The sequence below is a fragment of the Nonomuraea sp. NPDC050478 genome, from assembly GCF_044458265.1.
GTDB lineage: Bacteria > Actinomycetota > Actinomycetes > Streptosporangiales > Streptosporangiaceae > Nonomuraea > Nonomuraea ferruginea.
The window spans coordinates 32,083-55,958 of record NZ_JBITHT010000005.1; the positions used below are offsets into that span (position 1 = coordinate 32,083).

Annotated in this window: 20 protein-coding genes; 7 read left to right on the forward strand and 13 right to left on the reverse strand. The window is 72.1% G+C overall.

Annotation, left to right across the window (positions count from 1 at the left end; genetic code table 11):
- Positions 1-9: 9 nt before the first annotated feature.
- Together ACIBF7_RS24915 and ACIBF7_RS24920 are read right to left on the reverse strand one after the other, a co-directional pair.
- The gene (locus tag ACIBF7_RS24915) at positions 10-1,101 is read right to left on the reverse strand and encodes an ABC transporter ATP-binding protein (RefSeq protein WP_148033740.1); all 1,092 of its coding nucleotides are present in this window, start codon (positions 1,099-1,101) and stop codon (positions 10-12) included.
- 45 nt (positions 1,102-1,146) lie between these two features.
- Entirely contained in the window at positions 1,147-2,580 is a 1,434-nt protein-coding gene (locus ACIBF7_RS24920) for a gamma-aminobutyraldehyde dehydrogenase (RefSeq protein ID WP_148033741.1), read from the reverse strand.
- A 223-nt stretch (positions 2,581-2,803) separates the two neighbouring features.
- Here ACIBF7_RS24920 and ACIBF7_RS24925 point away from each other — a divergent pair, with 223 nt between their 5' ends.
- Entirely contained in the window at positions 2,804-3,298 is a 495-nt protein-coding gene (locus ACIBF7_RS24925; RefSeq protein WP_148033742.1) for an Lrp/AsnC family transcriptional regulator, read from the forward strand.
- On the opposite strand, the gene ACIBF7_RS24930 is transcribed toward ACIBF7_RS24925, so the two are convergent.
- From ACIBF7_RS24930 to speB, 3 genes are read right to left on the reverse strand one after another with little or no spacing between them, the layout of a single operon-like run.
- A complete protein-coding gene (locus ACIBF7_RS24930; protein WP_397198287.1) occupies positions 3,281-3,928 on the reverse strand; it encodes a cyclase family protein in 648 nt (215 codons plus the stop codon). The genes ACIBF7_RS24925 and ACIBF7_RS24930 overlap by 18 nt on opposite strands.
- Before the next feature lie 11 nt (positions 3,929-3,939).
- Entirely contained in the window at positions 3,940-5,475 is a 1,536-nt protein-coding gene (locus ACIBF7_RS24935) for a purine-cytosine permease family protein (protein ID WP_397198288.1), read from the reverse strand.
- Positions 5,472-6,404: an agmatinase gene (gene speB / locus ACIBF7_RS24940; RefSeq protein WP_397198289.1), complete on the reverse strand. Its 933-nt coding sequence runs from the start codon at positions 6,402-6,404 to the stop codon at positions 5,472-5,474. The genes ACIBF7_RS24935 and speB overlap by 4 nt, the downstream gene beginning before the upstream one ends.
- Before the next feature lie 69 nt (positions 6,405-6,473).
- Between speB and ACIBF7_RS24945 the strand changes: the two genes are divergently transcribed.
- The gene (locus ACIBF7_RS24945) at positions 6,474-7,949 is read left to right on the forward strand and encodes a PucR family transcriptional regulator (protein ID WP_271274970.1); all 1,476 of its coding nucleotides are present in this window, start codon (positions 6,474-6,476) and stop codon (positions 7,947-7,949) included.
- Here the strand turns inward: ACIBF7_RS24945 and ACIBF7_RS24950 are convergent.
- Genes ACIBF7_RS24950 through ACIBF7_RS24985 form a run of 8 tightly spaced genes read right to left on the reverse strand, consistent with a single transcriptional unit; the run spans position 7,946 to position 17,994 of the window.
- On the reverse strand, positions 7,946-10,639 hold the full coding sequence (locus ACIBF7_RS24950) for an alpha-mannosidase (protein ID WP_397198290.1): 2,694 nt from the start codon (positions 10,637-10,639) through the stop codon (positions 7,946-7,948). The genes ACIBF7_RS24945 and ACIBF7_RS24950 overlap by 4 nt on opposite strands.
- Entirely contained in the window at positions 10,636-11,715 is a 1,080-nt protein-coding gene (locus ACIBF7_RS24955) for a Gfo/Idh/MocA family protein (RefSeq protein ID WP_397198291.1), read from the reverse strand. Before ACIBF7_RS24955 ends, ACIBF7_RS24950 begins: the two co-directional genes overlap by 4 nt.
- Positions 11,716-11,737: 22 nt before the next feature.
- A complete protein-coding gene (locus tag ACIBF7_RS24960; RefSeq protein WP_397198292.1) occupies positions 11,738-12,631 on the reverse strand; it encodes a TIM barrel protein in 894 nt (297 codons plus the stop codon).
- Positions 12,622-13,809 (reverse strand): CehA/McbA family metallohydrolase, encoded by a 1,188-nt coding sequence (locus ACIBF7_RS24965; protein WP_187281340.1) that lies wholly within the window; start codon positions 13,807-13,809, stop codon positions 12,622-12,624. The genes ACIBF7_RS24960 and ACIBF7_RS24965 overlap by 10 nt, the downstream gene beginning before the upstream one ends.
- Positions 13,806-14,876 (reverse strand): ABC transporter ATP-binding protein, encoded by a 1,071-nt coding sequence (locus ACIBF7_RS24970; RefSeq protein ID WP_364226640.1) that lies wholly within the window; start codon positions 14,874-14,876, stop codon positions 13,806-13,808. Before ACIBF7_RS24970 ends, ACIBF7_RS24965 begins: the two co-directional genes overlap by 4 nt.
- Position 14,877: 1 nt before the next feature.
- Positions 14,878-15,696 carry a carbohydrate ABC transporter permease gene (locus ACIBF7_RS24975; RefSeq protein WP_148033749.1) on the reverse strand — a complete coding sequence of 273 codons (819 nt, stop codon included), beginning with the start codon at positions 15,694-15,696 and terminating at the stop codon, positions 14,878-14,880.
- On the reverse strand, positions 15,693-16,625 hold the full coding sequence (locus tag ACIBF7_RS24980; protein WP_397198293.1) for a carbohydrate ABC transporter permease: 933 nt from the start codon (positions 16,623-16,625) through the stop codon (positions 15,693-15,695). Before ACIBF7_RS24980 ends, ACIBF7_RS24975 begins: the two co-directional genes overlap by 4 nt.
- Positions 16,600-17,994, reverse strand: a complete 1,395-nt coding sequence (locus tag ACIBF7_RS24985; RefSeq protein ID WP_397198294.1) for an extracellular solute-binding protein — start codon at positions 17,992-17,994, stop codon at positions 16,600-16,602. The genes ACIBF7_RS24980 and ACIBF7_RS24985 overlap by 26 nt, the downstream gene beginning before the upstream one ends.
- 213 nt (positions 17,995-18,207) lie before the next feature.
- Between ACIBF7_RS24985 and iolC the strand changes: the two genes are divergently transcribed.
- From iolC to ACIBF7_RS25010, 5 genes are all read left to right on the forward strand, one after another.
- The gene (iolC, locus tag ACIBF7_RS24990; RefSeq protein WP_397198295.1) at positions 18,208-19,200 is read left to right on the forward strand and encodes a 5-dehydro-2-deoxygluconokinase; all 993 of its coding nucleotides are present in this window, start codon (positions 18,208-18,210) and stop codon (positions 19,198-19,200) included.
- Positions 19,197-20,102 carry a deoxyribose-phosphate aldolase gene (locus ACIBF7_RS24995; RefSeq protein WP_372452508.1) on the forward strand — a complete coding sequence of 302 codons (906 nt, stop codon included), beginning with the start codon at positions 19,197-19,199 and terminating at the stop codon, positions 20,100-20,102. The genes iolC and ACIBF7_RS24995 overlap by 4 nt, the downstream gene beginning before the upstream one ends.
- Positions 20,099-20,947, forward strand: coding sequence for a 5-deoxy-glucuronate isomerase (gene iolB / locus ACIBF7_RS25000; protein ID WP_397198296.1), 849 nt, complete (start codon positions 20,099-20,101; stop codon positions 20,945-20,947). The genes ACIBF7_RS24995 and iolB overlap by 4 nt, the downstream gene beginning before the upstream one ends.
- Positions 20,944-22,803 carry a 3D-(3,5/4)-trihydroxycyclohexane-1,2-dione acylhydrolase (decyclizing) gene (gene iolD / locus ACIBF7_RS25005; protein ID WP_397198297.1) on the forward strand — a complete coding sequence of 620 codons (1,860 nt, stop codon included), beginning with the start codon at positions 20,944-20,946 and terminating at the stop codon, positions 22,801-22,803. Before iolB ends, iolD begins: the two co-directional genes overlap by 4 nt.
- A 68-nt stretch (positions 22,804-22,871) precedes the next feature.
- Positions 22,872-23,873: an AI-2E family transporter gene (locus ACIBF7_RS25010; protein ID WP_364226626.1), complete on the forward strand. Its 1,002-nt coding sequence runs from the start codon at positions 22,872-22,874 to the stop codon at positions 23,871-23,873.
- The last annotated feature ends 3 nt before the right edge of the window (positions 23,874-23,876 follow it).

The window sequence follows — 23,876 nt, forward strand, 5'->3', positions numbered from 1 at the left end:
GACGTGCTATCAACTTCCCATCACATATGAGTGCTGCGCCTGCCACGACAGCCAGACGGAGTCGCCCCGCTCCGCCGTGACCGTCGCGTCGTGCGCGTTCTGCTCGAACACCGTGATCTCGTCCCCGTCGGCGATCCGCACGGCGTAGCTGTTGTAGGTCCCGAGGTAGACGACCTCGGAGACGGTTCCGGGCAGGGCGCTCACGTCACCCGAGGGCTCCTGCTTGGCGAGGGTGATCTTCTCGGGCCGTACGGTCACCGACACCTCGCCCTCCTTGCCGGGCACCAGCACCCGGCCCTCGCCGACCTTCAGCACGCCGCCGGTGGCGGTGCCCGTCAGCAGGTTGGAGGTGCCGATGAAGCCGGCCACGAAGGTGGTCGCCGGCCGCTCGTAGATCTCGCGCGGCCCGGCGAGCTGCTCGATTAGCCCGTCCTTCATGACGGCGATCCTGTCGCTCATGGTCAGCGCCTCGTTCTGGTCGTGCGTCACGTACACGAACGTGATGCCGACCTCGCGCTGGATGCGCTTGAGCTCCAGCTGCATGGCCTGCCTGAGCTTGAGGTCGAGCGCGCCGAGCGGCTCGTCGAGCAGGAGCGCGCGCGGCCGGTTGACCAGCGCGCGGGCCAGCGCGACGCGCTGCTGCTGGCCGCCGGACATCTCGCGCGGGCGGCGCTTCTCGCGGCCGGTCAGGTCGACGATCTCCAGCATCTCGCCGACCCGCCGCTTGATCTCCTCGCGCGACGTCTTCTTCTGCTTCAGCCCGAAGGCCACGTTGTCCCACACGCTCATGTGCGGGAACAGGGCATAGGACTGGAAGACCATGTTCACGTCGCGCTTGTTCGGCGGGACGTCGGTGACGTCCCGGCCGTGCAGCCGGATCACGCCCTTCGACGGCTCCTCGAACCCGGCGATCATGCGCATGGTGGTGGTCTTGCCGCAACCGGACGGGCCGAGGAGGGAGAAGAACTCCCCCTCGGCGATGTCCAGCGTCACGCCTTTGACCGCCTGGACGACCTCGCCATGCGAGACGTACTCCTTGAGGACGTCCTCCAGCTCGATCGCACGGTCAGTTGGAGTGTCGATCGGACTCTGATCGGCCATGTCGGGGGGATTCCCTTTGTGCGTGCTTTACCGTGATTTTTCGGGCTATTCGCCGATGAAGTGCATGACGTGCTTGACCCTGGTGTAGTCATGCAGGCCGAACACCGACAGGTCCTTGCCGTACCCGGAGTGCTTGAAGCCGCCGTGCGGCATCTCCGAGACGAACGGGATGTGGGTGTTGACCCAGACCACGCCGAAGTCGAGCTTGTTCGACATCCGCATCGCGCGGCCGTGGTCGGAGGTCCACACGGAGCTGCTGAGCCCGTACCTGACGTCGTTGGCCTTGGCCAGCGCATCGGCCTCGTCGGTGAACGTCTGGACGGTGATGACCGGGCCGAACACCTCGTTCTGCACCATCTCGTCGTCCTGCTTGAGGCCGTCGACGACGGTGGGGGCGAAGAAGTAGCCCCGGTCGCCGACCCGCTGCCCGCCGGTGAGCACCTTGGCGTGCGCGGGGACGCGGTCGATGAAGCCCTGCACCCGGGCGAGCTGGGTCTCGTTGTTGAGCGGGCCGTACAGCGCGTCCTCGTTGGACAGGTCGCCGGTCACCGTGGCGGCGGCGGCCTCGGCCAGCGCGGCCACGAACTCGTCGTGCACGCTCTCGTGGACGAGCACCCGGCAGGCGGCGGTGCAGTCCTGGCCCGCGTTGTAGAAGCCGGCCACGGCGATGTCCTCGGCCGCCTTGCGCAGGTCCTTCACGTCCTCGAAGATCACGACAGGGGCCTTGCCGCCGAGCTCCAGGTGGACCCGCTTCAGGTCGTCGGCCGCGCTCCTGGCCACCGACATGCCCGCGCCGACCGACCCGGTGATCGCCACCATCGCGGCGGTCGGGTGGCTCACCACCGTGGCGCCGGTCTCGCGGTCGCCGGTGATGACGTTGAAGACGCCGGGCGGGAGCACGCTGCCGACGATCTCGGCGAGCTTGAGCGTGGCGACCGGGGTGGTGTCGGACGGCTTGAGCACCACGGTGTTGCCGGCCGCGAGCGCGGGGGCGATCTTCCACACCGCCATCATCACCGGGTAGTTCCACGGCGTGACCTGGCCGATCACGCCGATCGGCTCGTGCCTGATGACGCTGGTGTGGTCGGCGAGGAACTCCCCGGCCGTCGGGCCCTCAAGCGTGCGGGCGGCACCGGCGAAGAAGCGGAAGTGGTCGGCCGCCACCGGCGTCTCGTCCTCGGCCATGCGGGCGCGCGGCTTGCCGGTGTTGCGGCACTCCGCCTCGTTGATCTCGTCGGCCCGCGCCTCGATGGCGTCGGCGACCTTGAGCAGCAGGTTCGACCGCTCTCCCGGCGTGGTGGCGCCCCACGACTCGAACGCGGCGGCGGCCGCCGCGTAGGCGGCGTCCACGTCCTCGGGGCCGGAGATCGGGGCCTGGAGGTAGGCCTCGCCGGTGCAAGGATCGATGACGTCGGAGAATCGGCCGCTCTTGGCGTCCACGAACTCACCGTTGACGAAGTTCTGGAGACGGACGGTCAAGGGATGACCTCCTGGTGAGATGGCTTACTGATGTCGCAGGTGGGCGAGATGCCGCGACTCTTACAGAGTAACCGCATCTGAACAAGGGATTTCGTGGTGAAGATATCAAATTGCTACGAATTCGCTTGACAGACCGCCGAGAACTGAAAGCATGTCGCACCAGGACGGCAACCCGGCGGGAACGCCCCCGTAACATGCCGGACCGCTTGGAGGATCCCTCGACATGACGACGCCGCCGCGCGTACGCCGCAGCAAGGACGCGGCATCCGGACCGGTCGTGCTGGACGAGCTGTCCAAACAGATCATCGAGCAGCTCCAGTCCGACGGGCGCAAACCGTACGCCGCGATCGGCAAGGCCGTCGGCCTGTCGGAGGCGGCGGTCCGCCAGCGCGTCCAGCGCCTGCAGGACGCCGGCGTCATGCAGATCGTCGCGGTGACCGACCCGCTGACGCTCGGCTTCCCGCGCCAGGCCATGATCGGCGTCACGTGCGAGGGCGACCTGGAGTCCGTGGCAGACGAGCTGGCGGCGATAGAGGAGATCGACTACGTGGTGCTCACCGCCGGCTCCTTCGACGTCATCGTCGAGGTGGTGTGCGAGGGCGACCGTCACCTGCTGGAGATCCTCAGCAAGATCCGTGCCATACCGGCGGTGCGGGCCACGGAGTCGTTCGTCTATCTGAAGCTGCGCAAGCAGACCTACTCATGGGGCACCCGATAGCCGGGCCACGGCCCTGACCGGCGCCCCGTCGGCGCCCGCGAGCCGGATCGGCAGCATCGACACCTCGACGGCCCGTCCGGCCGCCTGCGCGTCCAGCAGCCGGCCGAGCCCGGTGAGGTTCTCGGCGATCACCGCGTGCGCCCCGCACAGCACCCGGTGCGCGGGAAAGTCCTCCGCCGGGGTGGGATCGACGCTCAGCGCGTCGATCCCCACGGTCCGCACGCCCCGCTCCACGAGCAGCCGCGCCGCCTCCTCGGTGAGGTGCGGATGATCGAGGTACGCGGGAGTCCCCCAGTGGGCCGACCACCCGGTGGCGACGAGCACGATCCGGCCCAGCTCGCCCCTGAAGAGGCCGGGCCCGATCGCCGCGCCTGGGGCGAGCCCCCGGGCGTCGACCGTCACGGCGGGCCCCACGAACCTCTCCAGCGGCAGCTCGTCCAGGTCGGGCAGGGTGTCGTCCAGGTGGAACGGCGCGTCCACGTGGGTCCCGGACTGCGAGCCCAGGTGCACGGCCAGGACGTTGACCCCGTCGCGGCCTGCGGTGAGTGCCGGCTCGATCGTCACCTCGGGATCACCCGGGTAGACGGGCATCCCGGTGACGATCGGCACCGACAGGTCGACCAGCTCCATGACGGCCATCCTCACACGCCGGTGAGCCTCTGGGGCTCGGGCGCCGGGGCGGCGATGGGCACGATCGGCGGCACGGGCGTGTCGGCCGCCCGCACCCAGCGCGGGCCGAGCGGGCCGTACACCTCGCGCGGCTCGGGGAAGGCCCACAGCAGCGCCAGGTAGAGCACCGCGGCCGTGCCCAGGCCCAGCGGCAGCGACACGTCCACCCCGCCGGCCAGGTCGCCGAGCGGCCCGACGAACTGGCCGGGCAGGTTGACGAAGGCCAGCGCAAGCAGCGCCGAGGCGAGCCAGGCGGTGATGCCGCGCCAGTTCCAGCCGTGGTTGAACCAGTAGCGCCCGCCCCGCTGCCGCCGGGTGAACACCTGCAGCGCCTCGGGGTCGTACCAGCCGCGGCGTGTCACGTACCCGAGCATCATGATCACCATCCACGGCGCCGTGCACGTGATGATCAGCGTGGCGAACGTGGAGATGCTCTGCGTGAGGTTGGCCGCGAAGCGGCCGACGAAGACGAACACGATCGACAGCGAGCCGATGAACAGCGTCGCCCGCACCCGGGAGAAGCGGGCGAACACGCTGGCGAAGTCCAGCCCCGTGCCGTACATCGAGGTGGTGCCGGTGGACATGCCGCCGATCAGCGCGATCAGGCAGACGGGCACGAAGTACCACGTCGGCGCGATGGCCAGCAGGCCGCCGACGTAGTTGGGCGCGGCCGGGTCCATGTACTCGGCGGCCTTGCCGGCGATGATCGACGCGGTGGCCAGGCCGAAGAAGAACGGCAGGATGGTGGACGCCTGCGCCAGGAAGGCGGCCGCCATCACCCGCCGCCGCGGCGTGTCCGCCGGGATGTAGCGCGACCAGTCGCCGAGGAAGGCGCCGAACGAGACCGGGTTCGACAGCACGATCAGCGCCGCGCCGATGAACGACGGCCAGAACAGCGGGTCCCCGGGCGCCAGCATGCCCGCGTACGACGGGTCGAAGTCGCCGGCGAACGCGAACACGCCGAGCACGAACAGCGCCGACGCCGCCACGACCGCGATCTTGTTGACGAACAGCATGAACCGGAACCCGTACACGCACACCACGAGCACCAGGCCCGCGAAGATCGCGTACGCGATCCCGTACATGAAGTCGTTCTGCGGCAGGCCGACGAGCCGGTGCGCGCCGCCCACGAGCGCGTCGCCCGAGGACCACACGGAGATCGAGAAGAACGCGATCGCCGTCAGCAGTGACAGGAACGAGCCGACGATCCGGCCGTGCACGCCCAGGTGGGCGGAGGAGGAGACGGCGTTGTTGGTGCCGTTGAGCGGCCCGAACAGCGACAGCGGCGCCAGGATGAGCGCGCCGACGAGCAGGCCGAGCACGGTCGCGGCGAAGCCCTGCCAGAACGACAGGCCGAACAGGATGGGGAAGGCGCCGAGCACGCAGGTGGCGAACGTGTTCGCGCCGCCGAAGGAGACCCTGAACAGGTCCAGCGGGCGGGCGGTGCGTTCGGCGTCGGGGATGCGGTCGACACCGCGGGTCTCGATCTCGGTGATGGGGGTGCTCACTTGTACTCCTGGAGGGCCAGCAGGCTGACGAGGTCGTAGGCGACGTGGGAGGCGGCCACCGAGGTGATCTCGGCGTGGTCGTAGGCCGGCGCCACCTCGACCACGTCGGCGCCGATGAGGTTCCCTCCGGCCAGGCCGCGCAGGATCTCCAGCAGTTCGCGGCTGGTGAGCCCGCCCGCCTCCGGGGTGCCGGTGCCGGGGGCGTGTGCCGGGTCGAGCACGTCGATGTCGACCGACACGTACAGGGGGCGGTCGCCGATGCGCTGGCGCAGCGCGTCGACCACCTCGTCGACGCCGCGCCGCAGCACGTCGGCCGCGGTGACGATGCCGAAGCCGAGGCGCCGGTCCTCGTCGAGGTCCTTCTTGCCGTACAGGGGGCCGCGGATGCCGACGTGGCTGAGCGCCTCGGTGTCGAGCAGCCCCTCCTCCACGGCCCGCCGGAACGGGGTGCCGTGCGTGTACTCGGCGCCGAAGTAGGTGTCCCAGGTGTCCAGGTGGGCGTCGAAGTGCAGCAGAGCGACCGGCCCGTGGCGCCGGGCGGCGTCGCGGAGCAGCGGCAGCGCGATCGTGTGGTCGCCGCCGATCGTCACCAGCCGGGCGTCCAGCGCGGCGGCCCCCGCCTCGACGCTCTCGATCGCCTCCTCGATGTGGTACGGGTTGGCGACGATGTCTCCCGCGTCCACCACCTGGGCGCGTTCGAACGGGGAGACGTCCAGCGCGGGGTGGTAGGGCCGCAGCAGCCGCGACGCCTCGCGGACCGCGGCGGGGCCGAACCTCGCTCCAGGCCGGTACGAGACGCCGCTGTCGAACGGCACGCCCACGACCGCCACGTCCGCGCGTCCGACCTCGTCGAGGCGAGGCAGCCGGGCGAAGGTGGCGGGCCCGGCGAAACGCGGGACCCTGGCTGAGTCGACGGGGCCTTTATTCATGGGCACAGTCAATGTCACGCTTCTGACCTGCGGCAATTGGCCGCGTCACGAAGTCCTACAGTAGGTGTTGTGGCGGACCACAAGGTGACGGTGCTCGACCTGTTGCGCTCCCCCGCCCTGCAGCTGCGGCTGCTCGCGGGCGAGGCGGGGCTCGGCCGGTCGGTGTCGTGGGCGCACGTGAGCGAGTTGGCCGACCCGACGCCGTGGCTGCTCGGCGCCGAGGTGATCATGACGACCGGCATCGGCGTGCCCCGTTCCGCCGCCGATCAGCGGGCATACCTGGAGCGGCTGGACGACGCGGGCGTGTCGGCGCTGGCCCTGTCGGCGCAGCTGCACGTGCCGCCGCTGCACCGGGCGTTCTTCGAGGCTGCGGAGCGGCGCGGCATGCCGGTGCTGGAGGTGCCGCTGGCGGTGCCGTTCATCGCCGTCGCCCAGGAGGTGGCCGCGGCGGTGCAGGAGGACGCCCGCCACCGGCTGGGCGCGCAGCTCCAGGTGTTCGGGGCGCTGCGCTGGCTGGCGTCCGAGGATCTCGACACGGCGACGCTGTTCAAGCGGCTGGAGCGGCTCTCCGGCTACCAGGTGTTCCTGTGCACGCCGCAGGGGCGTCCGCTGCTGCCCGGCGTGCCGGTGCCGCCGTCGCTGGACGTGCTGCCTTCGGAGCCGGAGGCGCCGCCGACCGTCCCCGGCGGTTTCGTGCTGCCGGTGCCGGCTCCCGGCGGGCCCGCGGGGTTCCTGGTGGCGTTCGAGCGCGAGGGCGCCCGGCCGGCCGGGCTGGCCGTGGTCCAGCACATCGCCACCGTGGCCGCGCTCCAGGTGGCCATGGCCAGGCACGAGCGGGAGACGCTGCGCCGCGAGGGCGCCGAGACGCTGTCGGAGCTGCTGCAGGACCTGCTCGACCCGGCCACCGCTCGCCGCCGCCTGGCCCGGCTGGGGCTGCCCACCGACACCGACGCGGTGCTCGTCGTGGTGCGCGGCGCCGATGACGTCGGCCTGCGGCGGGCGCTGGCCGACCACCCGCACCTCATGCTGCGGCGGGGCGACGACCTGTACGTGCTCGGCCCGCCCTCACTGGCCGGGCCGGTCACCGGCCTGCCGGCCGTCAGGGCGGGCATGAGCCGGCCGTTCCCGCCCGGCGCCTCCACCAGGGTGGCTCGGCGCGAGGCCGAGTGGGCGGCCACCCGGGCGGCCGAGTCCGGGCAGCCGCTGGTCGTCTACGGCAGGGACCCGACCGGGCGCTGGCTGCCGGACGACGCCGACACCCTGGCCGCCCTGGTGGACCACGTCCTGGGCGAGGTGATCGCGTACGACGCCGCGCACGGCTCACAGCTCCTGGCCACGGTCCGCACCTGGATGGAGCACGACCGCCGGGCCGAGGACACGGCGGCGCTCCTGCACATCCACCCCAACACGCTGGCGTACCGGCTGCGCCGCTTCGCGTCGCTGACGGGGCGCGACCTCACCTCGACGACCGCCTTCACCGAGGTCTGGCTGGCCCTCCAGGCCGCCGGCCAGCTCGGCCTGACCGACCGGGACGACCGGTCCTAGGACAGTTGCACGGTGGCGATCTCCCAGGCGCCCAGCGGAAGGCGGAGCGTGCCGTCCGTGACCTCCAGCTCGTCACCCGGGCGGCCGCGCAGGTCGGCGCGGCGGGCGCGGGTGAAGTCACCCGTGACCAGAGCCTCCGCGGGGTCGTCCGACAGGGCCACCACGCGGAGCTCCTTCCACTCCTCACGGGCCCGCAGCGAGGTCATGACCACGCCGTCGCCCGTGACCGACAGCCCCGCGGCGGGGGCGGGCAGCGGCAGGGACGGGTCGCCCGATCCGGCCACGGTCAGCAGGTCGTGCCTGAACACCTCGGCCGCGCCGGGCACCGCCGACCACGTCCCGCTGTAGGGCATGAGCGCGAGGCTCACCGACCGCAGCCCCCGCGACTGCGCCGCCGGGGTCGGCAGCTGGGGGCCCGCGGGCTCGGGCCGGAGCGCGTGCCGGTTGCGTGACAGGTAGCCGACGGAGCGCAGCAGCGTGAGCGCCAGCTCCCCGCCGTCCTCCACCAGTTCGTACTCGGTGACGTGCTCCAGCAGCGCCGCCACTCCCCCGGCGGCCACCCACGAGGAGGCCGGGTAGGTGGGCAGCGGCTCCTCGCCGCAGCCGGCCTCGGCTCTGAGGCCGCGGGTGACGACCGCGAACTGGCCTTCCGCGTGCGACTCGGCGGCCCGCTCGGGCAGCGGCACGTGCAGCCGTACCCGGTGGTCGGCGCACCGGTTGTCGAAGTCGACGCTGAGCCGGACGAACGGCTCGCCCGCGCGCAGCTCGACGCGGGTGCGGACGGCGATCTCCTCGGTCGCCTCGGTGCGGGACCGCGCGGGGATCTCCGGCGTGCCCTCGATCCCGTCGCCTGCGGCGGGCCACCGGTAGGTGCGCCACACGTCGTACGCGGCCACCAGCGGACCGGCGCACACCATCTCCACGTGCACCGACTCCGGCTCGAAGACGAACCGGTCCTCGGCCGGAGGCGCGTAGTTGTAGCTGTCGCCCACGTCGCCGCCGTCGACGATGCGCCCGGCGCCGCTGAGCGTGACGCCGCCGGCGCCGGTCAGGGTCAGGGTGCCGTCGCGGTCCACCTCGACGCGGAGCAGCCCGTTGTCGAGCACCCGCTCGTCGGCCCCGACCGGCAGGGTCGACGCGGGCAGGTCGCTGGCGTGGCCGCCGCCGCGCTCCGGCCGCACGCTCGTGTGGCCGAGGGGCGGCGCCTCGACGAGCGCGGCCACGGTGCGGCGCGGCTCGGCGAGGATGCGTACCCGGGTGATCCCGGCGAGCGCGCCGCGCACCTGGCCGACGTCGAACGGCAGCCGCGACTCGCGGGCGACGGTGAACGTCAGCACGCCGTCCTCGGCGGACCAGCCGGTGATCTGCTGCCCGTACAGCTCGGTGCCGTGGACGAAGGTGAGCGCCGTGACGGGGTCCATCTCCTCGTCGAGCAGCAGCGTCGGCGCGTACTCCAGCGGCTGGATCGGCACCCTGGCGCCGGCCGGGTCGACGACCGGGTCCTCGCCCGCCAGGTCGAGCAGCACCACGCCGCGCCGGGCGGCGGGCGTGGGGTTGACGACGAGCATGCCGCCGGACGGCACGGACGCGGACAGCCGGGCGGTGACCATGTCGCGCACGGCCTGGCCGAGGTGCTCGGCCTCGGCGATGCGGGCGGCCACCTGCTGGGCGGTCTCGTCGACGCCGCAGCCGGTCACCGAGTCGTGGCCGCTGGCGTCGACCAGCCGCCACCAGGCCATGTCGAGGAACCGGCCGGGCCACTCCGCGCCCCAGAGCGCGGCCAGCGGCTCGGCGTACCGTTCGACCATCCGCTCGGCGCGGCCCATGGCCTGCTTCACGTGCGCGCGTACGGAGATGACGCCGGGCAGGATGTTGGCCCGCGCGTGCGAGCGCAGCTCACCCGCCACCCGGGGCAGCCCTTCCACGTCGGCCGGGTGCGCGGTGACGTAGCCGGACAGGGTGTCCATGCGGGCGCCGAGCCCGTTCACCATCTCGGGCAGGCCGCGCACCGGGGCTGAATGGTCGGTGCCGTACATGGCCAGCAGCGGCCCGTCGGGCCCGTGCCAGCGGCGCATGGTCTCGACGAAGGCGGCGCCGCGCTCGACCAGCCGATCGGGGTCCTCGAACAGGTGGGCGCCGTTGCCGTAGCCGCCCGCGGGCAGGTACTGGGTGCGGATCGCGGTGCCGTCGGGGGCGACCCAGGCGAACGCGTCGGTGGTCACCGACGACGGCACGCCTCGGTACACGCAGGCGTAGGGAAGCCCGGCCCGCCTCAGGATCTGCGGCATCTGCGCGGTGTGGCCGAACATGTCGGGCAGGTAGCCGACCGGCATGGCGCCGCCGAGCTTGTCGGCCCTGGCCATGCCCAGCTCCAGGTTGCGCACGATGTTCTCGCCCGAGCAGAGGAACTCGTCGAGCAGGATCTGCCACGGCCCGACCGCGAGCCGGCCGGACTCGACCAGGGCGGCCACCCGGTCGCGGTTCTCCGGCCGCACCTCCAGGTAGTCGTCCACGCAGGCGAGCTGCCCGTCGAGGGTGAAGTGGTAGCCGGGCTCGCGCTCCATGGTGTCGAGCACCTCGTCCATCAGCGCGACCAGCCGCAGCCGGAAACGCTGGAACGGCTCGTACCACTCCCGGTCCCAGTGGGTGTGCGGGACGACGACGATCTCCCCGGCGAACTCTGCGGTCACGCTGCTTCCCCTCCGATCGGCAGGTCATGCTGTACGGCGTAGCGGGCCGCGATGCGCTGGGCGGTGACGATGTCCTCCAGCGCGCCGGCCCGGTCGGTGAGCGGCGGCGTGCCGTCGGTGACGAAGGCGTGGAAGGCGGCCAGCTGGACCTCGAACGCCTCGGTCACCTCGCGCCACTCGGCGCGGCTCTCGCCGCCGGACACCACGGTGAGAACGGTGGGCGCGTTCATCAGGTAGGGCGAGGGGAAGACCAGCTCCAGCGAGCCGGCGTCGTGGTGGATGACCACGGTCTCCCGGTACGCGGGATAGTCCTCCAGGTAGTGCCACCGGATGGAGAACCGCCCGGCGGCCGGGAGCCGCCCGGAGATCTCCACGGATCCGGGCGCCTCCCCCCACGTCTCGACGTGCCCGATCTCCGCGGGCGAGCCGGTGAAGCCGCGCAGCAGCGACAGGTCGTGGCAGACGGACCCGAGCGCGATCGCGTACAGGTCGCGGACCGGCGCGGGCGCCTCCTCGCCGAGCGCCCGCGACACGAGCTCCTCCTCGCGGGCGCGCAGCGTGGTGAGCAGGTCGGCGGGCACGTCGCGGGCCTGGGTGAGGTTGGCGAAGGCGAGCTGCGACTCCCCGCTGGGGTGCAGCACGGTCACCTCGACGGACCTGATGGCGTCCGGCCCGCCCAGCTCGGCCAGCAGCTTCCCGGCCCGGCGCACGGCCGGGTCGTACTGCTTCATGTAGCCGACCATGAGCCGGCCTTCCGGCAGCTCGGCCACCTCGGCGCGGGTCAGCGCCAGCGGCTTCTCGCAGAGCACCGCGTGACCCGCCGCGAGCGCCCGGCGCACGGTGTCGCCGTGGGAGCCGGAGGCGAGCACGAGCACGGCCTCGAAGCCGCCCGCCTCCAGCATCGCGTCGAGAGAGGTGTACCGGCCGGGCGCGCCCAGCCGGTCACCGGCGGCGTCGGCGAGCGTCCGCGACAGGTCGCAGACGGCCGTCACCTCGAACAGGTCGCGACGGCGCGACAGCAGCGGCGCGTACACCGCCTGCGTGACGGCGCCGCACCCGACAAGGGCGATCTTCAAGACTGGATCCTCCAGCGTGACGTCAAAGTCCGAGTTCCCGTAGCTTCTCGCGGTTGGCGGCTTGATCGGTGATGTTCTGGGCAACTGACCGCCTGCCGGGCAGGGTGTCCTGCTCGATGATCACCCAGCCGGTGTAACCGGTCTCCTCCAGCGCCCGCACCACGCCGGGCAGGTCCAGCTCGCCCTCACCGAGCGGGGCGAAGCCGCCCCGGCCCATCAGCTCGCGCAGGTCCACGCCGTCGTCCAGGGCGCGGGCCAGGATCGCCCGGTCACCGTCCTTGACGTGCACGTGGCCGATCCGGCCCGACCAGTCGCGCAGCGCGGTCACCGGGTCTCCCCCGGCCAGCAGCAGGTGGCCGGTGTCGAGGCAGAGCTGCACGTCGGTCAGCTCCAGCAGCCGCTCCACGTCCTCGGGGGTCTCGACGTAGGTGCCGAGGTGGTGGTGGAAGGCGGGCTCGAAGCCGGCGTCGCGGCAGCGCCGGACCGCCTCCTGGACGCGCGAGGCGTATCCGGCCCACTCCCCCGGCTCCAACCCTGGAGCGTTCCCGCCGGGGCGGGCGAAGCGCGCGGGCGAGCCGGAGCAGCCGAGCGTCGGCCGGGGTTTGAGATGGTCCGGGGCGGGCGGGGCTGCGGCGAACACCTCCAGGGTGGCGTCCAGGGCGTCCAGCCCCTTGCCGAACTCGCCGGCGTCGCCGTAGCGCAGGTCGGCCCAGCCGCCGGCGAGCAGCAGCCCGTCCAGCCGCTCGGCCAGGTCGTCCTTGGTGCCGAGATAGCCGATGGGGCCGAGGTCGATGCCCTCGTAGCCGGCGCCGGCGATGGCCGAGACCATCTCGGCGGAGGTCAGGGGCGGCGGCGCGTCGCTCAGCTCGAACACGCCGAAGCTCACGGGGGCGTTGGCGACACTGATCAGGCGCATAGCGCCATCACCTCGTTCTCGTAGGTTTCCAGGCGGTGCCGTCCTTCCGCGGCGGGCAGCAGCACCCTGTCGCCGCGGATGACCAGGCGCTCGCCGCCGGGGCGTACCAGGATGAGGCCGTCGGCGTCCAGGGCGAGCAGCTCGTCGCCCAGGCGCAGCAGCAGGGGGGCGTCGGGCCCCGCGGATATGGCGGTGCGGCCCTCGGCGACGGCGGCGAACACCGCGCCGGTGTCCTCGGCGAGCACCCAGGTGGTGGGCGAGCCGGGCAGGCCGTCGGCCCCGGGCCGGTGGAAGTCGCTGGCGCCGATCGCCACCAGGTCGGGATGCCAGGCGTCGGCCCAGGCCAGGGGGGCGCCCCAGCGCCGGTCCCACCAGCCGGAGTGCCAGACCTCGGCGATCCTGGGCCGCCGGGTGAGCGGCTGCAGCCAGGCGCAGTCGCCGCCGAGCGGGTGGTTGATGGAGATGAGCCCGCCCGCGCGCTCGGCGTGCGCAACCCAGGAGTCGGCCGGATCGCGGAAGTCGACCCAGCCGACGTCGCCGAACACGTTGGCGTGCCCGCGGTCGGTGGTGACCTCCTGGCCGGGCAGCAGCGCGATGCCCCGGTCGGTCTTGGCCAGCCCGGGGTGGTGGCTGACCGTGTTGTGGTCGGTGACGGCCAGGAAGTCCAGGCCGCGCCCGTGGGCCAGCTCGGCCAGCTCGGCGATGGTGAGCTGGCCGTCGCTGTGGACGGTGTGGGCGTGGAAGTCGCCGGCGAACCAGCGCAGGCCGTCGAGGTCGGGGACGTCGCGCCGCGGCGGCCGCTCGCCGTGCGCCGGCTCGGCCTCCTCCTCCGGCGGCGGGGGCGTGGTCTCGGTACGGATCTCCAGCGTGTAGTCGAGACCCTGCGGCGGGATCCGGTGCAGGCGCAGCCACACCTGCCACTCGCCGGTCTCGGGCTCGCCGGGCAGGTAGCCGGGCGTGGCCCAGCCGGGCGTGATCGTGTACTCGTCGCGGGCCCCGCCGGACCAGCCGCGGAAGCCGCCCGGCCCGGCGCAGCCCAGGTCGAGCACGCCCTGGGAACGGTCGTACGACAGCCGGACGGTGACGGCGGCGGTGCCCGCCGGCACCTCGAACGGCACCTCGCGCAGGATGCGCTCCAGCCGGTCGTCCAGGCTCCAGCGGCCCCTGATGACGGTCATGCGGCCACCAGCTCACCGTCGCGGTAGACCAGCGCGCGGTCGCTCCTGGGCACCACGGCGCCCTGCTCGCCCAGCGCGGGCTCCTCACCCTCGGCCACCACGCCCTGCACCGTGACGCCGCCGACGTCCAGGGTCACCAGGTGGGACGCGCCGAGGTTCTCCAGGATGACCACGCTGCCGCTCAGGCCGCCCTCGACGGTTCCGGCCTGGTAGGTCATGTATTCAGGGCGCACGCCGTACACGAGCTTCTCCCCGTCGACCACGAGTCCTTCCGCCGAGGCGGGGACGGGCACCTTGCACCCGGCCACCTCAAGGGTGTCACCCCGGGCGACGGCGTCCAGCAGGTTCATCGGAGTCGAGCCGATGAATCCGGCGACGAAGGTGTTGGCGGGCCGCTGGAACACCTCGGAAGGAGTGCCGATCTGGCGGATGAGCCCCGCCTCCATGATCGCCATCCGGTCGGCCATGGCCAGCGCCTCGGCCTGGTCGTGGGTGACGAACACGGTGGTGACGCCCAGCTCGCGCTGGAGCTTCTTGAGGAACGTGCGCGCCTCCAGGCGGAGCCTGGCGTCCAGGTTGGACAGCGGCTCGTCGAACAGGAACGCCTGCGCCTGCGTGGCCATCACCCGCGCCAGCGCGACGCGCTGCTGCTGGCCGCCGGAGAGCTGGCCGGGCCGCCGGTCCATCAGCTTCTCCAGGCCCAGCCGGGCGGCCACCTCCTCCGCCTTGGCCCGGCGCTCGGCCTTGGCGACCTTCTTGATCCGCAGCGGGTAGGCGATGTTGTCGGTGACGTCCATGTGCGGGAACAGCGCGTAGTCCTGGAAGACCATGGCGACGTCGCGGCCGCCCGGCTGCACCCTGGTCACGTCGCGGCCGCCGATGACGACCGCGCCGCCGGTCGCGGTCTCCAGACCGGCGATGGTACGCAGCAGCGTCGTCTTCCCGCAGCCCGAGGGGCCGAGCAGGGCGAAGAACTCGCCGTCGGGGATGGTCAGGTCCAGCGAGTCGAGCGCCTTCACTCCACCGGGATAGACCTTGGTCAGGCCCCGAAGTTCGATTGCGGCCATTTCAGCGCTTGATCCCTCCGTGGAAGCGGAAGCCGTACTTCTTGCTGACGAACAGGTACATGAGCACCACGGGGACCGAGTAGAGCAGGCCGAACGTGGACAGCACCTTGAGGTTGGCCTGGCCGCCCTCGGTGTAGAGGGTGTACATGATCACCGCGGCGGGCTGCTTCTCGACGTCGCTGAGCAGCAGGTACGGCATGAGGAAGTTGCCCCACACGTTCGCGATCGTCCACACGGCGATCGTGGCCAGGCCGGGCCGGACGACGGGGACGACCACGTGGCGGACGATCTGCAGCGGCGAGGCGCCGAAGACCCGCGCGGACTCCTCGTACGACTTCGGCGTGGTGTCCATGAAGTCCTTGATCATGAAGATCGCGGCGGGCAGCAGGCCCCCGGTCATGATCAGGATCAGGCCCGTGTGCGAGTCGATCAGGCCCAGCTCGATGGCGAGCTGGAACAGCGGCACCATCGCGGCCGTGCCGGTGATGATCGACGAGAGGAGCAGCAGCGCGTAGAGCAGCGCGTCGCGGCCCGGCAGCCGCACCCGGCTGAGCGCGTAGGCGGCCAGCGCCGACATCACCACCACCAGGACCGCCGTGCCGATGGCCAGGATCAGCGAGTTGACCAGCGAGCCGAGCGCGTACGGGTGATCCAGGATGATCTGGAAGTTCTCCCAGGTGAAGTCCGGCACCCGGACCTCGTACGTGGGGTTCGAGGTGAACGGCGCCGAGGCGAGCCACAGGAGGGGGATCGTGAAGAAGGCCAGCAGTAACGCGACCAGCGTGTAGAAGCCGATCCGGCCGGCGACGAACCGCGTCATCCCTTCCTCCTGAGCAGCCGCAGGTAGAAGATCGCCACGACCAGGTTGATGAGCAGGATGATCGTGGAGATCGCGGCGCCGTAGCCCAGGTCACCGGCCTGGAGCGCGGTCTTGTAGACGTACACGGCCAGGATCTCCGTCTTGTTCTCCGGGCCGCCCGCGGTGAGCAGGAAGGGCCCGAAGTCGTTGAACGTCCACAGGCTGATCAGCAGCAGGTTGGTCAGGATGTGCCCGCGGATGTGCGGGAAGACCACGTCACGCAGCTGCTGCCAGCCGGACGCCCCGGCCAGCCTGGCGCTCTCCAGGTGGGAGGGCGGCACGTTCCCGAGCGCGGCGCCGTAGAGCATCATCGAGAACGCGGTGCCGCGCCAGGTGTTGAAGAGGATGATCGACAGCATCGGATAGTCGAGCAGCCAGGCGAAGCCCGGGATGCCGAGCAGCGCGTTGAGCGTGCCGCTGTCGCGGTCGAGCAGCGCCACCCACAGGAACGCCACGACCGCGCTCGGCAGGATCCAGGCCAGGATGACCACGCCCTCGACGACGCTCTTCAGCGTGCCGCGGCGGTTGCGCATCAGCCAGGCGAGGGTGAAGCCGAGCACCACCTGCCCGATGACGGCCGACCCCAGCACGAACTGGAAGGTCAGCACGGTGGAGTTCCAGAACCCCGGGTCCGACAGCGCCTTGAGATAGTTGTCCAGGCCGACGAACTGCGGCTCGGCCGCGGCGATCCCGGTCAGCCGGTAGTTCATCAGCCCCAGGTACATGACCCAGAGAGCAGGGAAGACCAGGAAGACCGCGATGAGCGCCAGGGCGGGCGCCACGAAGGCCCCCGCCCGCAGCCTGCCCAGGCCCGCGGCGTCGGAGCTGTAGCCGCGGGCGGGCGACTCGTCGAGGGCCTTCGTGTCAGGAGGCGACGTTTGCTGCGCCACCGACGATTCCTTCGAGCTTCTTCTGGTAGTCGGCGGCCGCCTGGTCGGCGGCCGTGCCGCCGGCGACCGCGGCCGTGGCCTCCTGGAGCGCGACCGACACCTGCGGGTAGACAGCAACCGGCGGCCGGTAGGCCGTCAGCGGGAGCACCTCGTCGGAGATGTAGGTCAGGAGCGGCTCGCCGGCCAGGATCTCCTTGTTGACGTCGGTGCGCGGGGTGATGCGCACGTTGCCGTCCTTGGTCTCTTCCTTCAGCGCGTCCGCCGACAGCGTGAAGGCCAGCAGCTCGAAGGCTTCCTTCGGGTGCTTGCTGTTCGGGTTGAGGGTCCGCAGCGCGCCGCCGGACATGCTCACGAAGTCCTGGCCGCGGATGCCCTTGCCGGGCTCGATCGCGGGGATCTTGGCGTAGCCGACGACCTCGTCGCGGTCGGCCATCGGGGCGACGCCGGTCTTGGGGTTGACCACGCCGCGCCAGAAGTAGTCGCCCTCCAGGAGGATGCCGACCTTGCCCTCGGCGAACTGCTGGAACGACTTGTCGCGGCCCTTGGCCTCCTGCTGGAGCTTCGGGTCGCCGAGGCCGCTGCCGCCGTAGACCTTCTGGTAGAGGCCGAGCACGTCCTTCAGCGGCTGCGCCGCGCCGGTCCACTTGCCGTCCACCTGCACCTCGCCGCCGGCGCCTGCCAGCAGCGGGAGCACGCCCTGCATCGTGGTGGCCTCGCCCATGGCGGTACCGGCGTTGATCTGGATCGGCACCGGGACGCCGGACGACTTGAGCTTCTCGCCCGCGTCGAGGACCTCCTGCCAGCTCACCGGCTGCCAGTCGGCGGGCAGCCCGGCCTTCTGGAAGAGCGTCTTGTTGAAGTAGAGCACGCGGCCGTCGGTGCCGACGGGCAGGGCGTACTTCTTGCCGTTGTAGGTGGCCAGGCCCTGGACGGCCTCCGGGATCTGCTGCCAGCCCTCCCAGCTCTCGGCCTCCGGCCCGGCGACCTCCGCCAGCGGCTTGATGTAGCCCGCCTCGGCGAACTCCCCGGCCCAGATGCCGTCGATGTCGATCACGTCGGCGCCCTTGCCTGACTTCAGGTCGAGGGAGAGCTTGGTCTTGTACTGCTCGTCGTCGACGCCGCTGGGAACGAACTTGACCGTGACGTCCTTGCCCTTGGCCTTCTGGGCCTCCTCGAACTTGGGGATCACCCAGTTGGCGATGTGGTCGGCCGCCGCCGCGTTCTTGCCTCCGGCGATGGCGTTCTGGGCGATCGTCAACTCGATGGCGCCGCCTTCGCCGCCATCACCGGACGACTGGCCGCACGCGGCCAGTCCCAGCGCGGACGCGGCGAGCACCGCGACCACACCCATCGACCTGTTCCGCACCATTCTGCAAACCCTCCGACACGTCCATAAGGGAGGAAGTCAGGGCCAATATGTCATGACATGTATATGACGTAAAAGTCCTGGCTGATTCCGGGGAGCGTGCCCACGGGGCCCTTCGGAATACGGCACGGGGCACAGTTGAGAAACATAGCGGACATCCGTATGTCATGACAATATGCCATAGTGTCTGCCGGAAGCTCCAGCTCTGGAGGTGCGTTGTTCGACCTGATCACGATGGGACGCTGCGGCGTCGACATCTATCCGCTGCAGACCGGCGTGAGCTTGGTTCACGTCGAGTCCTTCGGCAAGTTCCTCGGCGGCAGCCCGACGAACGTCGCGGTCGCCGCGGCGCGTCACGGCCTGCGCCCCGCCGTGGTGACCGCCGTGGGCGCCGACCCCTTCGGGGAGTGGGTACGGCAGGCGATCCGCGGATTCGGTGTCGACGACGTCTTCGTGGGGACGGTCGAGGGGCCGCCCACGCCGGTCACGTTCTGCGAGATCTTCCCGCCCGACCACTTCCCGATCTACTTCTACCGGGGCGAGCATCCGCCTGACCTGCGGATCACCCCCGAGTCGCTCGACCTGGACGCGATCCGCCGGACGCCGGTCTTCTGGTTCACCGGGACCGGGCTGAGCCAGGAGCCCAGCCGCTCGGCGCACGCCGCCGCGCTGGCGGCCCGGACCGCGCCGTCCGGGTGGACCGTGTTCGACCTGGACTACCGCCCGATGCTGTGGGAGTCGCGCGAGGCGGCCGAGCGCGAATACCGGCGCGCGCTGCCGCACGCGAACGTGGCCGTGGGCAACCTCGACGAGGTCGAGATCGCCGTCGGCACCCGCGACCCGGAGGCTGCGGCGCAGGCGCTGCTCGACGCCGGGATGGAGGTGGCGATCGTGAAGATGGGCCCCGACGGGGTGCTGGCCCGCAGCGGGAAAGAGCACGTGGTGGCCGAGCCGGTCCGGGTCGAGGTGGTCAACGGGCTGGGCGCGGGCGACGCCTTCGGCGGCGCGGTCTGCCTCGGGCTGGTGCGCGGCTGGTCGCTGGAGCGTACGGTGCGCTTCGCCAACGCGGCGGGCGCCCACGTGGCGGCGCGGCTGGCCTGCGCGGAGGCCATGCCGACCACCGGCGAGGTGCTGGCCCTGCTGGAGGACCGGCCCGCGACCACCGCCGGAGAGGCCGCTACCGACCCGCGGAGCGAGGTGCGTCCTTGAGCGACGTCACGCTGCCCAGGACCACGCGGTACGAGGAGCTCACCCACATCCGCGCCACCAGGCCCGGGGCGATCGCGCAGGCCGCGGCCCGCCGTCAGCGGCGTGAGCTGCCGGGCGAGGGCGGGCGGCTGCTGATCGTCGCGGCCGACCACCCGGCGCGCGGCGCGCTGGCCGTGCGCGACCGGCCGCTGGCCATGGCCAGCCGGACCGACCTGCTCGACCGGCTGCGGGTCGCGCTGGCCCGGCCCGGCGTCGACGGCATCCTGGCCTCCCCCGACGTGCTGGAGGACCTGCTGCTGCTCGGCGCGCTGGAGGGCAAGCTGGCCTTCGGCTCGATGAACAGGGGCGGCCTGCAGGGCTCGGTGTTCGAGCTGGACGACCGGTTCACCGGCTACGACGCCGCCGCCATCGACGAGATGCGGCTCGACGGCGGCAAGATGCTGTGCCGCATCGACCCGTCCGACCCCGCCAGCGTCACCACCCTGGAGTCGTGCGCCCGCGCCGTCACCGATCTGGCCAGGAGGCGGCTCGTGGCGATGGTGGAGCCGTTCTGGACGACGCGCACCGAGACCGGGGCGGTCCGCAACGACCTGTCCCCCGACGCGGTGATCCGCGCCATCAGCGTGGCCCAGGCGCTCGGCGTCACCTCCGCCTACACCTGGCTGAAGATCCCGGCGGTGGCCGAGATGGAGCGGGTCATGGCCGCCACCACGCTGCCGGCGCTGCTGCTCGGCGGCGACCCGCCGGACGCTGCCGCCGCCTTCGCCGACTGGGGGCGCGCGCTGCGCCTGCCGGGCGTGCGAGGGCTCGTCGTCGGCCGCGCCCTGCTCTACCCTCCGGACGATGACGTCGCCACCGCCGTGGACGGCGCCGCCGCACTGGTTCGAGAGGCTGGATCATGACATTCTTCCCGTACGGCAAGGCCGCGAACGGGCCGTGGGCCGTGGAGATCACGCCGTCGCTGGCCGGTTGGGACTATTCGGGCCTGCGGGTGGTGGACCTGGCCGGGGCTCCCGTGTCGTTCGACACCGGCGAGGAGGAGATGATCGTCCTGCCGCTGTCGGGCTCCTGCACGGTGACGGTCGGGGCGGACGGCTCGCGGGTCTTCGAGCTGGCCGGGCGGCCGTCGGTGTTCGCCGGGCCCTCAGATTTCGCCTATATCCCGATTTCTGAGCATGTGACGCTGACCGGTACGGGCCGGATCGCGCTGCCGTCCGCGCGTGCCGCCCGCCGCCTGGAGCCGCGCCACGTGCCCGCCTCGGCGGTGCCGGTGGAGCTGCGCGGCGCCGGCCAGGCCAGCCGTCAGGTGAACAACTTCGCCGCGCCCGGCGTCCTCGCCTGCGACAAGCTGGTCGCCGTCGAGGTGCTCACCCCCGGCGGCAACTGGTCGTCCTACCCGCCGCACAAGCACGACACGGCGAACCCCGGCGAGGCCGTGCTGGAGGAGATCTACTACTTCGAGGTGGCCGATCAGGGGCTCGGCTACCAGCGCGTCTACTCCTCCGAGCGGGGGCAGATCGACACCCTGGCCGAGGTGGGCTCCGGCGACGTGGTGCTGGTGCCGTACGGCTACCACGGCCCGTCCATGGCCGCGCCCGGCTACGACCTCTACTACCTGAACGTGCTGGCCGGCCCCGCCGGTGAGCGGTCCATGGCGTTCTGCGACGACCCCCGCCACGCCTGGATCCGCGCCACCTGGGACGGCCAGGACATCGACCCCCGGCTGCCCTTCGGGAGGACCTCGTGAAGCTGACCGTGGCCCAGGCGGTGGTGCGTTTTCTCGCCGCCCAGCACACCGAGCGCGACGGCGTCGAGCACCGGATGTTCGGCGGCGTCTTCGGCATCTTCGGCCACGGCAACGTGGCCGGCATCGGCCAGGCGCTGGCCACCTCCGGCCCCGGCCTGCCCTACTATCTGAGCCGCAACGAGCAGGCCATGGTGCACACCGCCGCCGCGTACGCGCGGGCCGCCAACCGGCTGTCGACGCTGGCCTGCACCACCTCGATCGGCCCCGGCGCGACCAACATGGTCACCGGCGCGGCCGCCGCGACCATCAACCGGCTGCCCGTGCTGCTGCTGCCCGGCGACATCTTCGCCACCCGGGTGGCGAGCCCGGTGCTGCAGGAGCTGGAGGACCCGCGCTCCTACGACGTCTCCGTCAACGACTGCTTCAAGCCGGTCTCCCGCTTCTGGGACCGGGTCAACCGGCCCGAGCAGCTCCCGGCGGCGCTGCTGGCGGCCATGAGGGTGCTCGCCGACCCGGCCGAGACGGGCGCGGTGACGCTGTCGCTGCCGCAGGACGTGCAGGCCGAGGCCGCCGACTGGCCGGAGGAGCTGTTCGCCCGGCGCGTCTGGCACATCCCCAGGCCGCGCCCCGAACGGTCCGCGCTGGCCGGGGCCGCCGAGCTGGTCAAGGCCGCGTCCCGGCCGCTGATCGTGGCCGGCGGCGGCGTGATCTACAGCGAGGCCACCGGTGAGCTGCGGGCCTTCGCCGAGACGTTCGGCGTCCCGGTCGCCGAGACCCAGGCGGGCAAGGGCGCGCTGCCGCACGGCCACCCGATGGCGATGGGCGCGATCGGCGCGACCGGCACCACGGCCGCCAACGCGCTGGCCCGCGAGGCCGACCTGATCATCGGCGTCGGCACCCGCTACAGCGACTTCACCACGGCCTCCCACTCGCTGTTCGCGCCGGAGGCCCGGTTCGTCAATCTGAACGTCACCGGCTTCGACGCCGCCAAGATGTCCGGGCTTCAGCTCGTCGCCGACGCCCGCGAAGGGCTCGCGGACCTGGCGGCGGCGTGCTCGGGCTGGGCCACCGGCGAGGACTACCGGTCCCGCGCCACCGGCCTGTCGCGGGCCTGGGACTCCGCCGTCGACGCGGCGTACGCGCTCGACGGCGACCCGCTGCCGCAGCCCGCCGTCATCGGCGCGGTGAACGCGGCGGCGGGCGACGACGGCGTGGTCATCTGCGCGGCCGGGTCCATGCCCGGCGACCTGCACAAGCTCTGGCGGCCCAGCGGGCCGGGAAGCTACCACGTCGAGTACGGCTACTCGTGCATGGGCTACGAGATCGCCGGCGGGCTCGGGGTCAAGCTGGCCGCCCCGGAGCGCGAGGTCTTCGTCATGGTCGGCGACGGCTCGTACCTGATGATGGCCCAGGAGCTGGTCACGGCCGTCGCGGAGGGCGTCAAGCTGACCGTGGTGCTGGTCGACAACTCCGGCTTCGCCTCCATCGGCCGCCTCTCGGAGAGCGTCGGCGCCGAACGGCTCGGCACCGCGTACCGCTACCGGGGCGAGGGCCGCTACGACGGCGGGCCGCTCCCGGTCGACCTCGCGGCGAACGCGGCCAGCCTGGGCGCGACCGTGCTGCGCCCCGGCTCCCTGGCCGAGCTGCGCAAGGCGCTCGACACGGCCCGCGCGTCCCGTGGCGTGACCGTCGTGTACGTGCGCGCCGACCCGGCGATCGACAGCCCGTCGTCCGAGGCCTGGTGGGACGTCCCGGTCGCGGAGGTCTCCAGCACCGGCACGGGCCGCGAGGCCAGGACCGCGTACGAGACCGCGAAGCGCGACCAGCACCGCCGGCTGACCCCGCCAGCGGGCTGACCAGCAGGGTTGCCGCAGCCGCCCCGAGGGAAGGCCACTGTCCGGGCCTGATCTCGGGGGAGGCGACGATGGACCCTTGGCGCGCACTGGGCTGGGTGGGCATCGCCGCCGTGGTGCTCTACTGCCTGACCCATGTGGGCACGGTGGTCCTGTCGATCATCGTGGGACTGTTCGTCGCCGCGCTGCTGGCGCCGCCCGCGCGCTGGCTGATGCGGCGCGGCCTGGGCAGGTCGCTCGCCACCGTGATCACGTTCGTGGGCGGCCTGCTGCTGGCGGGAGGGCTGTTCGCGCTGCTGGTGCCGACCACCGTCAGCGGCCTGGCCGAGCTGCGCGCCAGCGTGGGCACGGTCCTGGAGCAGTTGCACGCGCTGGCCGCCAACTTCGGCCTGGACTTCGGGGACCTCGTCGCCCAGGGCAGGCGGTGGGTGGAGCAGCGCCAGCAGCAGATCACCACCGGCGCGGTGGCCGGGGTGCGCACCGCGACCGAGATCATCGTGGGGGCCGTGCTGGCGGTCATCCTGGGCATCTACTTCGTGCACGGCGGCGACCGGCTCTTCCACTGGCTGACCGGCCTGTTCCCGGCCGGGGCCAGGCAGCGGCTGCGCGAGGCCGGGCCGGTGGCGTTCGGCGTCATCGGCCGTTACATCCGCGGGGTCGCCATCGTGGGGGCGGTGGACGCGCTCTTCATCGGGACCGCGCTGTGGATACTCGGGGTGCCGATCGCGGTGCCGCTGGCGGTGCTGACCTGGGTGGGCGCGTTCCTGCCGATCGTCGGGGCGTTCACGGCCGGTCTGCTGGCGGCGGTGGTGGCGTTCGTGGCCAAGGGCTGGCTGATCGCGCTCATCGTGGTCGGGGTCACGGTGCTGGTGCAGCAGATCGAGGGGCACGTGCTGGCGCCGCAGATCTACGGCAAGGCGCTGGACCTGCCGGGGGCGGTGATCCTCATCGCGATCGCGGTCGGCAGCCTGCTCTTCGGCATCGCCGGCGCCTTCCTGGCCTCACCGGTGGTCTCGGTGATCGTGGCCCTCCTGAACCGTGAGGACTTCAGCGAGGGCCGAGCCCGGGTCTGACCG